The organism is Micromonospora sp. WMMD734 (genome assembly GCF_049178975.1).
Lineage (GTDB): Bacteria > Actinomycetota > Actinomycetes > Mycobacteriales > Micromonosporaceae > Micromonospora > Micromonospora wenchangensis.
This window is the reverse complement of the sequence record NZ_JBMHMK010000001.1, coordinates 402,617-414,824: the sequence shown is the minus strand read 5'-3', so window position 1 is coordinate 414,824 and position 12,208 is coordinate 402,617. Positions and strand designations below refer to the sequence as shown.

The 12,208-nt window shown below is 76.2% G+C and carries 9 protein-coding genes and 1 pseudogene; 3 read left to right on the top strand and 7 right to left on the bottom strand.

All coding sequences use genetic code 11. The annotated features are described in order from the left end of the window. Nucleotides 1–9: 9 nt before the first annotated feature. The 7 genes and pseudogenes from ACN267_RS01915 to ACN267_RS01885 all read right to left on the bottom strand — a co-directional run bounded on the left by ACN267_RS01915 (nt 10) and on the right by ACN267_RS01885 (nt 8,943). Nucleotides 10–1,197 (bottom strand): alkaline phosphatase family protein, encoded by a 1,188-nt coding sequence (locus ACN267_RS01915; RefSeq protein ID WP_281895573.1) that lies wholly within the window; start codon nt 1,195–1,197, stop codon nt 10–12. Then, on the bottom strand, nt 1,194–1,964 hold the full coding sequence (locus tag ACN267_RS01910) for a methyltransferase domain-containing protein (RefSeq protein WP_204959287.1): 771 nt from the start codon (nt 1,962–1,964) through the stop codon (nt 1,194–1,196). Before ACN267_RS01910 ends, ACN267_RS01915 begins: the two co-directional genes overlap by 4 nt. Nucleotides 1,965–2,004: 40 nt before the next feature. Continuing rightward, complete coding sequence (locus ACN267_RS01905) at nt 2,005–2,178, bottom strand: hypothetical protein (RefSeq protein WP_232378670.1); 174 nt, start codon at nt 2,176–2,178, stop codon at nt 2,005–2,007. A 98-nt stretch (nt 2,179–2,276) separates the two neighbouring features. Further along, nucleotides 2,277–5,687 carry an error-prone DNA polymerase gene (locus ACN267_RS01900; protein WP_281895569.1) on the bottom strand — a complete coding sequence of 1,137 codons (3,411 nt, stop codon included), beginning with the start codon at nt 5,685–5,687 and terminating at the stop codon, nt 2,277–2,279. 192 nt (nt 5,688–5,879) lie between these two features. After that, nucleotides 5,880–7,616, bottom strand: a pseudogene (locus tag ACN267_RS01895) (DNA polymerase Y family protein). After that, nucleotides 7,613–8,359 (bottom strand): hypothetical protein, encoded by a 747-nt coding sequence (locus tag ACN267_RS01890; protein WP_421487774.1) that lies wholly within the window; start codon nt 8,357–8,359, stop codon nt 7,613–7,615. Before ACN267_RS01890 ends, ACN267_RS01895 begins: the two are co-directional and overlap by 4 nt. A gap of 134 nt (nt 8,360–8,493) precedes the next feature. Further along, nucleotides 8,494–8,943, bottom strand: a complete 450-nt coding sequence (locus ACN267_RS01885) for an SAV_6107 family HEPN domain-containing protein (RefSeq protein WP_421487773.1) — start codon at nt 8,941–8,943, stop codon at nt 8,494–8,496. Nucleotides 8,944–9,445: 502 nt separating this feature from the next. On the opposite strand from ACN267_RS01885, the gene ACN267_RS01880 reads away from it, so the two are divergent. Genes ACN267_RS01880 through ACN267_RS01870 form a run of 3 tightly spaced genes read left to right on the top strand, consistent with a single transcriptional unit; the run spans nt 9,446 to nt 12,184 of the window. Continuing rightward, entirely contained in the window at nt 9,446–10,843 is a 1,398-nt protein-coding gene (locus tag ACN267_RS01880; protein ID WP_421487772.1) for a ferric reductase-like transmembrane domain-containing protein, read from the top strand. 19 nt (nt 10,844–10,862) lie between these two features. Continuing rightward, nucleotides 10,863–11,363: an FMN-binding protein gene (locus ACN267_RS01875; RefSeq protein WP_281895557.1), complete on the top strand. Its 501-nt coding sequence runs from the start codon at nt 10,863–10,865 to the stop codon at nt 11,361–11,363. After that, on the top strand, nt 11,360–12,184 hold the full coding sequence (locus tag ACN267_RS01870) for an FAD:protein FMN transferase (RefSeq protein ID WP_204959294.1): 825 nt from the start codon (nt 11,360–11,362) through the stop codon (nt 12,182–12,184). The genes ACN267_RS01875 and ACN267_RS01870 overlap by 4 nt, the downstream gene beginning before the upstream one ends. Nucleotides 12,185–12,208 lie beyond the last annotated feature (24 nt).

Here is a 12,208-nt window from a genome sequence, read left to right as displayed (position 1 = left end):
ACGGCCACGTCAGCCCCGGACCACCAGCAGCGGAACGGTCATCTCCGCCGCGGTGTCCGCCCCGTGGTAGGCCACCAGCCGGGACACCGCCGGCGGCTCCGACCGGGTGGCCAGCACCGCGTACGTGTCGCGGCAGGTCACCACCACGTCACCGACCCGGGACAGGTGCTCCTCGGCGACCGGGCCGAACCACCCCTCGGCCACCATCTCCTCCCGGGTGCACACCCGGGCGGCCGGCCCGAGCACCGCCGACCAGGCGGCCACCACGTCGTCCACCGCCCCCGGGGCGACGTGCAGGTAGCGCACCCGGGGCTCCCCGGCGACCACCCGGACGCCGGCCCGCAGCCGTGCGTCGGTGTCCAGGTCGAACCGGTGCCCCGCCGGCACGTCGAGCTGGCCGTGGTCGGCGGTGACCAGCAGCGCGGCGTCCGCCGGCAACCCGTCGACGAGGCGGGCGAGCAGGGCGTCGACCTCGGCGGCGGCGATCCGCCACGGGGCCGAGTCGACCCCGCTGAGGTGACCGTGCCGGTCCAGGTCGGGGTGGTAGCCGGAGACCAGGGTGGGGCCGGCCCCGGCGGACAGCGCCGCCAGCATCGTCCGGGCCAGCGCGTCCACCCCGCCGGCGCCCCGGTAGTCGCCGCCCCGGTTGGCGGCCAGGGTAAGCCCGCTGCCGGCGTACTCGGGGCGGCTCACCACGCTCACCGCGACCCCGGCGGCGCGGGCCCGCTGCCACTGGGTACGCACCGGCTGCCAGTGCAGCGGGTCCGGGTCGCCGGGCCAGTCGATGTGGTTGAGCACCCGGTCGGTGCCGGGCACCCGGACGGTGAAGCCGAGCACGCCGTGCGCGCCGGGGGCCGCACCCGCCCCCAGGGTCACCAGGCTGGTCGGGGTGGTGGACGGGAAGCCTGAGGTCAACGGGCGGCCCACCGTCGCGGCCAGCCCGGTCAGGGTCGGGGCGTACCGGGCGGCGGTGGGCAGTTGGTACCAGCCGAGACCGTCGACGAGCAGCACGGCGACCCGACGTACCCCGGCCAGGGCGGGGACGAGCCCGAGCAGGTCGACCGCGCCCGGCACGCCGAGCACCGCCAACGCGCTGGGCAGCACGTCGGCCAGGCTGCCCCCGCCGTAGCGCGGTGCCAGCACCGCGAGCGGGTCCGCCGGGGGCACCGGTGCGCCGGCCGGGGCCACCCCGGTCATGCCTGGCGGCGGGCGAACAGGTGCAGTTGGGCGGCGAGGTCCCGGTAGGGCGGCCGCCCGGCCAGCACCTTCTCCAGCTCGACCAGGGCACCCGGCTGACCGTCGGCGACGGTGGCGGGCAACAGGTCGGCGAGGACGCGTACCCCGTGGATCTCCTCGACGGTGAGGCCGGCGACGCGCAGCAGGGCGGCGGCCTCCTCGGCGTCGAAGCGGCGGCGCAGGGTGTCCCGGGGACCGGCGGCCCCGTCGGGCGCGGCGGCCAGCGCGGCGGCGACGTCGAGGTGACCGTTCATGGCCCGCCCCAGCACGGCGGCGGCCCGCCCGGCGACCAGCACGCTCGCCGCGCCGCCGGGACGCAGCGCGGTCGCCAGCGCGGTCGCCACCGGCGTCGGGTCGTCGACCACCTCCAGCACCGCGTGGCACAGCACCAGGTCGACGGTGGCCGGTTCGACCAGCCCGGTCAGCGCGTCGCCGTCGCCCTGCACGGCGTGCACCCGATCGGCGACCCCGGCCTCGGCGGCCCGTCGGGTGAGCGCGGCGAGCGCGTCGGGGCTGGCGTCGACCACGGTCACCCGGTGGCCGGCCTGGGCGAGCGGCACGGCGAACCCGCCGGTGCCGCCGCCCACGTCGAGCACGGTCAACGTGTCGTCGGCCCGCCGCTGCAACTCGGCGGCGAGCACCGACCAGATGACGGCGGTACGGGGGGTCAACGGCGGCTCGGCGAACCGGCTGCGGGTGCTCTGTTCCACCCGGTCGAGCCTAGTCACCCACGCCACCCGACCCCCCGTCGGCGGTGCCGTCGCCGGCTCAGATCTCCCCGCCGCCGGCCGGGTCCTCCTCGGCGCGGGACCGGCGGGTGTTCGCCACCGGCCCCTCGGTCACCTGGTACTCCCGCGGCTCGGCGTCCTGGGCGGGCGTCCAACCGGCACCCAGCCGGGTGCGCCGGGCGTTCGCCAGTCCACCGGTGTAAGTGCTGTCCATCGTCACTGGCCTTCCCCCTTGCCGCGCGCGGGCCGCTCTGCCCGCGCGTGCCGGAATTCTCCTGTCTCCCGGCCGGGAAAACCGTAATGTGGATCACTTCACCGGAAGTCGCGGGAGGCGGGTTCCACCGGCGGCGTGATCGGGTCCAGCCGGTCGGCGGTGAGGTTGGTGACCCCCTCGTGCCGCTGCAACCGACCACGGACCACGAGCGCGCTGCTGGTACGGGCGATTCGACGGTAGCGCTGCCACAGCCCCGGGGAGCATGTGACATTCAGCATCCCGGTCTCGTCCTCCAGGTTGAGGAAGGTGACCCCACCGGCGGTCGCCGGACGTTGCCGGTGGGTGACGATGCCGCCGACCCGCACCCGCCGACCCGGCTCCACCCGCCCCAGCCGGGCGATCGGCACCGCACCCAGCGCGTCGAGCCGGTCCCGGACGAACCGGGCCGGGTGGGTCTCCGGGGACAGCCCGGTGGCCCAGACGTCGGCGACGAGCCGGTCCACCGCCTCCATCCCGGGCAGGGTGGGGGCCGCCGCGCCGGTCACCGTGCCGGGCAGCCGGCCCGGCCGGTCCTGGGCCGCCGCCCCGGCCGCCCAGAGCGCCTGCCGCCGGGTCAGCCCGAAACAGGCGAAGGCGTCCGCGGTGGCCAGCGCCTCCAGCTGCCCCGCGGTCAGACCGACCCGCCGGGCCAGATCCGGCATGTCCCGGTACGCCCCGTGCGCCGTCCGCTCCGCCACGATCCGCCCCGCCAGGTCGTCGCCGAGGGTACGGACCCCGCCCAGCCCGAGCCGGACCGCCGGACCGCCCAGCCCCCAGGCGTGCGGCGGCTCCCCCGGCACGCTCCCCCAGCGCGTTTCCGGCGTGGACTCCAGCACCGCCCCCGCCCCGCTGGCGTTGACGTCCGGCCGGCGGACCTCGACGCCGTGCCGGCGGGCGTCGTCGACCAGGGTCTGCGGTGCGTAGAACCCCATCGGTTGGGCGTTGAGCAGGGCAGCCAGGAATGCCGCCGGATGGTGCCGCTTGAGCCAGGAGCTGGCGTACACCAGGTAGGCGAAGCTCATCGCGTGGCTCTCCGGGAAGCCGTAGCTGGCGAACGCGGTGAGCTTGCGGTAGACGTCGTCGGCCAGTTCCCCGGTGATCCCCCGCCCGGCCATCCCGGCGTAGAGCCGGTCGGCGAGCTGCGCCATCCGCTGCACCGACCGTTTCGCCCCCATCGCCCGGCGCAACTGGTCGGCCCCGGCGGCGTCGAAGCCGGCCAGGTCGATGGCGAGCTGCATCAGCTGCTCCTGGAACAGCGGCACGCCGAGGGTCTTCTCCAGCGCGTTGCGCATCAGCGGGTGCGGGTACGTCACCGGCTCCTGGCCGTTCTTGCGCCTGATGTACGGGTGCACCGAGCCGCCCTGGATCGGGCCGGGCCGGATCAGCGCCACCTCCACCACCAGGTCGTAGAACTCGCGGGGTTTCAGCCGGGGCAGGGTGGCCATCTGGGCGCGGCTCTCCACCTGGAACACCCCCACCGAGTCGGCCCGGCAGAGCATGTCGTAGACCTCGGGGTCGTCCAACGTCATGTCACCCAGGTCGAGGCTCTGGCCGATCAGGTCGTAGCCGTAGTGCAGGGCCGACAGCATGCCCAGGCCGAGCAGGTCGAACTTGACCAGCCCGACGGCCGCGCAGTCGTCCTTGTCCCACTGGAGCACGCTGCGGCCGGGCATCCGCCCCCACTCCACCGGGCACACCTCGATCACCGGCCGGTCACAGATCACCATCCCCCCGGAGTGGATGCCCAGGTGCCGGGGGAACGTCTGCAACTCGTCGGCGTACGCCACCACCTGCTCGGGGATGCCCTCAACGTCGACCGCCGCGACCGAGCCCCAGCGGTCGATCTGCTTGCTCCAGGCGTCCTGCTGGCCGGGTGAGTAGCCGAACGCCTTCGCCACGTCCCGCACCGCCGACCGGGGCCGGTAGGAGATGACGTTGGCGACCTGGGCGGTGTGCTCCCGGCCGTACCGGGCGTAGACGTGCTGGATCACCTCCTCCCGCCGGTCGGACTCGATGTCCACGTCGATGTCGGGTGGCCCGTCGCGTTCCGGGGCGAGGAACCGTTCGAACAGCAGCCGGTGCCGGACCGCGTCCACGTTGGTGATCCGCAGCGCGTAGCAGACCGCCGAGTTGGCCGCCGAACCCCGGCCCTGGCAGTAGATGTCCTGCGCGCGGCAGAACGCCACGATGTCGTAGACCACCAGGAAGTAGCCGGGGAAGCCCAGCTCGTCGATCATCCGCAGCTCGTGTTCCAGCTGCGCGTACGCCTCCGGGTGCGCCCCGGGCGGGCCGTAGCGCTCGTGCGCCCCGGCCAGCGTCAGGTGGCGCAGCCAGCTCATCTCGGTGTGCCCCGCCGGCACCGGGTACGCCGGCAGCCGGGGCGCGACCAGGTGCAGGTCGAAGGCGAGTTCCGCGCCGAACTCGGCGGCCCGGGACACCGCACCCGGGTACCCGGCGAACCGGGCCGCCATCTCCGCGCCGCTGCGCAGGTGGGCGGTGGCGGCGGCGGGCAGCCAGCCGTCGATCTCGTCCAGGCTGCGCCGGGCCCGGACGGCGGCCAGGGTGGTCGCCAACCGTCGTCGCCCCGGGCTGGCGTAGTGCACGTTGTTGCTGGCCACGGTGGGCAGCCCGGCGGTGGCGGCCAGCTCGGCGAGGGCGTCGTTGCGGTCGGCGTCGACCGGGTGCCCGTGGTCGGTCAGCTCCACCGCCACCGTCTCCGCGCCGAACAGCGCGGTGAGCCGGTCCAGTTCCCGGGCCGCCGCGTCCACCCCCGCGGTGAGCAGCGCCGCCGGCACGTGCCCCTTGCGGCAGCCGGTCAGCACCAGCACGTGGTCGCGCAGCTCGGCGGCGACCTCCTCCAGGTCGCCGTAGACCGGCCGGCCCTTCTCGCCGCCGCGTAGCTGGGCCCGGGAGATGACCGACGCGAGCCGGGCGTACCCCTCGTGGCCGTGGGCGAGCACCAGCAGGTGCCGGCCCAGCGGGTCGGGCTCGCCCTGCTGCGGGCCGGGCAGCCCCAGCGACAGTTCCGCTCCGAAGACCGTGGGCAGGCGCAGCGTACGGGCCGCCTCGGCGAACCGGACCACCCCGTAGAACCCGTCGTGGTCGGTCACGGCGAGCGCGGTCAACCCCAGCCGGGCGGCCTCCTCGGCCAGTTCCTCCGGGTGGCTCGCCCCGTCGAGGAAACTGAAGTTGGTGTGCGCGTGCAGTTCGGCGTAGGGCACCGGGTCGTCCGGGCGGGTCAGCTCCGGCGGTGCGTACCGCTCGCGGTGCCGGGTCCAGGCCGGCGAGTCGCCGCCGTCGGCGTCGGCGAGCGGGTCCACCACGTGCAGGTGCCGTTCCCCGCGCCGCCGCCCGCCCCGTCCCCCGTCACCCCGGGACCCACCGGGGCCCGCGCCGCCGTCGGTGGTGGACCGTCCGGACAGCACCCGCTCCAGTTCCGACCAGGGCAGCTTCGGATTGTGGAAGCTCATCCGGATCTCTTCCTGCGGCCGGCTGCGTGGTGCGGCAGGGGCGTCGCGGACGGGAATGGATCGCTCGGTGAGCGGTATGCCGCTGAGTCATATTTATGACCGCCAGGCATACCGCTCACCCGGAAACATCGTCGGGACGCGGGATGGCCCCGGACGGAACGCCACACCGACCGGACCAGCGCGGACCACCGGTCAGTCATAGATCGCCTCCACCAGCCACCGGCCCGCCTCGACGGCCAGCAGCAGGGCGGCACCGTCGGCCAGGCAGACCTGGAACCGGGCTCGACGGCGGGCCTCGGCGGGGGCCCACCACCGCTCGTCCACCGGCCACGGACCGGTCCAGCCGACGATCTCCGTCGGGGCGGCGCCGCCGACGGCCAGCCGGGCGGGCGCGGCGCTGACCGCCAACCGGGCGCTGACCAGCACCGGCTCCCCGGTGACGTCGTGCACGGTCGCGGTGAGCGGAACGGGCAGCACCACGGCCGGCGCGGGTGGTGGCAGTCGCCCCGGCCACGGCGGCACGGGACTCCCCCGCCGCCCGGCCCGCGCGGCACCGCCCCGACCCGTCACCTCAGCACCACCCCGACCCGCTCCGGCCGACGGCGGCGGCACGACACCCGACGACCCGTCCACCGGCGGCGTGACGGATGCGCCCGGCAGCGGTGGCTTGGCCGGTGCGCCCGGCAGTGGTGGCGGGCCGGGGCGGGCCGGGAGCCGTTCGTCCCCCCACGGGACCAGGCGGGTCTGGTCGGCCGGGGACCGACCGCCGCCCAGCACGGCGGTGACCACCGCCTCCGGGCCGAGGATGCCCTGCACCCGGCTCAACGCCCGGTGCGCCCGGTCGCGTTCCTCGCCGGCCTCCCCCCACAGGCCGGGTTGCAGCCCACCCCGGGCCAGCAGCCCGTCGGGCACCAGCCGCAGCCGGACGATCCCGGCGGTCGGCCGGGCCGGTCGGGCACCGGCCCGACCGGTGCTGCCGGAGAGCCAGCCGTCGAGCTGCCAGCGCACCCGGTCGGCGATCGCGGCGGCGGTGAGCAACCCGTCGTGTCGCCACACCCGGTGCAGCTCCTGACCGTGTGCGGTGACCGCCTCGATGCCGAGCCGGGTGCAGGCCAGCCCGTGCCCGGCCAACCGGGCGTGCAGCCGTTCGGCGAGCATCCGGGCGGCGAAGGCCGCCGCGTCGACCCGGTCGAGGGGCTCGTCGTGGTGGGCGGTGACGGTCAGGTCGACCGGGGGCTGCCGGACGGCGAGCGGCCGGTGGTCCTGCCCGGCGGCGAGCCGGTGGGCGAGGGCCCCGTCGAAGCCGAACCGGGCCAGCACGTCACCGGCGGGCAGCGCCGCGAACCCGCCGAGCGTGCGTACGCCGAGCCGGCGCAGCAGGTCGGCCAGGGCCGGCCGGCCGATCGCCTCGACGGGCAGCCCGGCCAGGAACCCCGGGGTCCCGCCCGGCGGCACCACCTGTCCGGTACGCGCGGCGAGACCGGCGGCGAAGACCCCGTCGGCGATCCCGACCTGGCTCTCCACCGCGCAGGACTCGGCGACCTGTTCGATGATCCGCTCGGCGGCGGCCTCCTCACCGCCGAGGTAGCGGGCGGGCCCCCGGGCGGCGAGCGCGCAGACGCCGGGGCGGACCACCTCGACCCCGGCGGCGACCTCCTCCACCGCGGCGACGACCGGTTCGAAGGCGCGGGCGTCCCGGCCGGGGTCGTGGTCGACGACGGTCAGCGCGGGGCAGCGCCCCTGCGCCTCCCGGCGGCGCAGGCCCCGGCGTACCCCGGCGGCGCGGGCCGGTGCGGAGCAGGCCACCACCCGGTTGGCGTGCAGCACGGCCACCGGGCCGGTGGCGGGCACCCCGTCGACGATCTCGGCGGCGAGCACCGGCCAGTCCGGGCACCAGAGCAGCAGGGTACGGATGGGCGCGCCGGTCACCCGGACCCGACCACGGTGAATCCGCCCGGCCGGGGCCCGACGGGGACGGCAGGTCCGACGGAGACGGCCGGCGCGGCGCGGGGCACGACCCGGGTGAGCCCGTCGCCGGGCAGCCACATCGTGATCTCCTTCGGGCGGGCCGCCGCGCCGCGCCCGCGTGCCGACACGGTGACCTCGCGTCGGCGCAGCCGACCCCGTCCCGGCCCGAGCCCCTCCCAGACCCCCCGGACCACCTGGAGCGTGACGTCCGCGCCGGTCCACCGGCCGTACGGCACGAGCACGCAGCCGCGTTGCCGGGCCCGGGCGGCCAGCCGGTCGGCCACCGGGGCGGAGACGGTGTGCGGTACGGCGGTCACCACCACGTCGACCCCGTCGATCAGGGCGGCGACCACGGTCGGCCACTCCGGACCGGGGTGCGGGACGAGGGCCAGCCGGTCCAGGGCGATGCCGACCTCGGCGGCGGCGCCCGCCCCGAACGTGGGCACCCCGACCACCGCGCACCACGACCCGGCCCGGGACGCCTCGGCGAGCAACGCCAGCACCAGGGAGGTGCCGCCGCTGCGCCGGGGTTGGCCGACGGTGACGGCGACCGTGCTGCCCCGACGCAGCCCCCGGTGCGGCAGCAGGCCGGTCAACTCCGGTGCCACCGGGAGCACCCGGTGGCTGCCGGCCGGGTCCGGGGCGCTCGCCGGGCGGACCAGATCGGTCAGTGCGGCGGAACCGACCACCATGCGGCCCGCCATCGGACCAACCCCCCGTCGTGTCGTTGCGTGGATCAGGTGCACTGCGTGCTCGCCCCGGACGCGGTGGGACGCTGCGTCGAGGTGCCCCTGCCCGGCCGGATCAGGTGCCCGGCGGGGACCCGGGCACGGCCGGGTCAGGCGGCGAGACCGTCGAGGGCGGGCTGGTGGGTCACTCCGAGCGCCTGCTCCACCACCGTCACGAACTGTTCGGCGGCCCGGAGCAGGTCGTCGGCCTCCCGGGCGTTCACCACCCGGGGTATGCCGGCCTCGGCGGCGGCCCGCTTGGCGGCGGTGGCGGCGAAGTAGCGGGACCACTCGTCCAGTTCGGGGGCGACCCCGGCGAGCAGCACCCAGACGCTGGTGATCCGGCGGCGGCGGGCGGGCGCCGGCCGGGCCCGGGCGGCGAGCAGGGCGGCGGCGGCGCGGAGCGCGGCCAGGTGGGCGGCGGCGTAGCGCAGCCCGTCGGGACGGGTCTGGGCGGCCTCGGCCAGCCCGTGGCGGGCCGCCGCGAGGAGTTGGGTCGGGGTGCGGTGCGGCAACACGTGCGCGGGCACCGTCGGCGCCTGGGCCGGGTTGGTCGGCATGACTGTCTCCTCCGCGTGACCGGGTCGGGCGGGACGCCAGGTGGAGAGGCTCCACCGGCGCGACGCCCGGGGCGGGTGGTGCGGAGGAAGACGCACCGCTGGGGGCCGGCCGGGTGCGGATGCTTCCCCACACCACACCCGGCCGGCGAACCGGCGGGTTCGTCGCCCGCCGCCCGGGGGTCGAGGGCGGCGGGCGACGACCTGCCTTGACGGGACCGGGCTCGCGACTGCCCGGAACCCGGTGCGGTCCGCGAAACCGCACCTGCCCGGGTCGACGCCGCGAAACACCGCCCCGGGGGCGTTGGAACGGGTGTGCGAGTGAATCGAACACTCGTTCTAACTGCCCTGACAGTACACCCTGCCCCCGACGAAAACGCAACGTCCGGCGTACGGCGTGCCAGCGACGATTCCCAGCCGGCGCACAGTGACGGCAAAGCCTGACCCGAGGTCGCCGCCGCAGGGTGGAACGCATGAGTGAAGGACCCGCCGGAACCACCCGTTGATGAGCACCACCGTCCTGGGCCGGGACACCCCGCGCCGACCGTTGCCCACCGCCCCCGGCTGGTGGGCCGACCTGGCCGGCAGCGCGGCGGTGCTCAGCCTGCTGGTCGTCGTCGCGCTCTGGACCGCCGACCGGGGAGTGCAGGAACTGCTCTCCGGGGTGGCCACCGGCCTCACCTCCGCCGGCCGGCTCACCGGCCTGCTCAGCGCCGACCTGATGCTCGTCCAGGTGGTGCTGATGGCCCGGGTGCCGCTCGTCGAACGGCGCTTCGGCCAGGACCGGATCGCCCGCTGGCACCGGCTGGCCGGCTTCACCTCGTTCCACCTGCTGCTGGCCCACGTGCTGCTGACCACCCTGGGGTACGCCGGCACGGCCCGGGAGAACCCCGTGACACAGCTCTGGTTGCTGGTCACCGGGTACCCGGGGATGCTGCTGGCCACCGCCGCGCTGGCACTGCTGGTGCTGGTGGTGGTCAGCTCCGTCCGGGCGGCCCGCCGTCGGCTGCGCTACGAGTCCTGGCACCTGCTGCACCTGTACGCGTACCTGGGGATCGGGTTGGCGCTGCCGCACCAGTTGTGGACCGGCGTGGACTTCGTCTCCTCGGCCGCCGCGCGGGCGTACTGGTGGACGGCGTACCTGGGGGCGCTGGGCAGTGTGCTGGTGTTCCGGCTCGGGCTGCCGGCGTACCGCTCGCTGCGGCACCGGGTCGAGGTGGCCGCGGTGGTCCCCGAGGCGCCCGGCGTCACCTCGGTCTGGTTGCGCGGGCGGGACCTGGACCGGCTGCCGGTCCGGGCCGGGCAGTTCTTCGGCTGGCGTTTCCTGGCCGGCCCCGGTTGGTCCCGGGCGCACCCGTACTCGCTATCCGCCCCGCCGACGGGCGACCTGATGCGGATCACCGTCAAGGACCTCGGCGACGACAGCTCCCGGGTGGCCACCCTGCGACCGGGCACCCGGGTGCTGCTGGAGGGCCCGTACGGGCGGCTGACCGGGGAACACTGGCGTGGCGGCGGGATCACCATGCTCGCCTGCGGGATCGGCGTCACCCCGCTGCTGGCCCTGCTCCGGGAGCTGCCGTACGCACCCGGGCAGGCGGTGCTGCTCTACCGCGTGCGTACCCCGCAGGAGCTGGCCTTCCGGGCGGAGCTGGAGCGGCTCGCGGTCGACCGCGGCGTGTCGGTCCACTACCTGGTCGGTCCGCGCGGCCGGCAGCCCGCCTGGCTGCCCGGCTACGCGGCCGGGCTGCCGGACGCCGAGGCGCTGCGCCGGCTCTCCCCCGACATCGCCGACCACGACGTCTACCTGTGCGGCCCGGACGGCTGGGTCGACGCCGTGCAGGCCGCGGCCCGGGCCGCCGGGGTGCCCGAGCGGCACGTCCATCACGAACGCTTCGCCTGGTGACGGGCGGGAAGGGGGAACCGTGCGACGGATCACCATCTGGCTGCTCTCCACGGTGACCGCCCTGGTGCTGCTGTTCAGCTACCGGACCAGCACCATGGGCGTCGGCGGGGGGAGCAGCGCCGTCGCCGTCGACCGCGGCGGCACCACCCCCGGCTCCGGGGACCCGTCCACCGAACCGCCCACCGGCGGCAGCGGCAGTGCCGGCAGCACCGGCGACAGCGCAAGCACCGGCGGCGACAGCGGCGGAAGCTACGACGGGTCGGTGGCGCAGACCCGGTGGGGGCCGGTGCAGGTCCGGATCACCGTGGCGGGCGGGCGGATCACCGACGTCACGGCACTCCAGGTGCCCGACGGCAACTTCCGGGACCAGCAGATCAACGACTACGCGGTGCCGGTCCTGCGGCAGGCGGCGCTCACCGCGCAGAGCGCCCGGATCGACACCGTGTCCGGGGCGACCGTCACCAGCGACGGTTACCGCGAATCCCTCCAGGCCGCCATCGACGCGGCGCACCTGAGATGAGCACCCCGACGGGCCGGACGGCGGAGCTGGACCGGCGGGCCTGGGTGGTGCAGGTGATGGGGCTGCCGGTGAGCGTGCACCTGCGCGGCCCGGACGTGCACGACGACGCCGTCGCCGCCCGGGTGGAGCGGTTCTTCACCTGGCTGGGCTCGATCGACGCGACGTTCAGCGCCTACCGGCCGGAGAGCGAGATCGGAGAGCTGGCCGGGCGGGAACCCGATCCGGCCACCGCGAGCCCGCTGGTGCGGGAGGTGGCGGAGCTGTGCGAGCTGGCCCGGACGCGCACCGGCGGCCGGTTCGACGCCAGGCGGCTGCCGCTGCCCACCGGCGGTGCCGGCTATGACCCGTCCGGACTGGTCAAGGGCTGGGCGGTGCAGCGGGCGGCCGGATGGCTGGCCGACCTGGCCGGGCACGACCTCTGTCTCAACGCCGGTGGGGACGTGCTGCTGCGCACCGGGGCGGACCGGCCGGCCTGGCGGGTCGGCATCGAGGACCCGGACCGCCCCGGCCACCTGCTGGACGTGCTGGACCGGCGCGACGGCGCGGTCGCCACCTCGGGCACCGCCAGGCGCGGCGCGCACATCGTGGACCCGCGTACCGGCCGACCGGCGACCGCGCTGCGGTCGGTCACCGTGGTCGGGCCGGAACTGCTCTGGGCCGACGTGTACGCCACCGCGGCGATGACCCGGGATGCCGACGACGCGCTGACCTGGCTGACCGGCCTGGCCGACCACGAGGCGCTGCTGGTGACCGCCGACGGCCGGATCCGGGCCACCGGGCACTGGCCCGGCACCCGGCCCGGGTCGCCGCCCGCCCGCTGACCCGCCACGGTGGGCGGCCGGCTG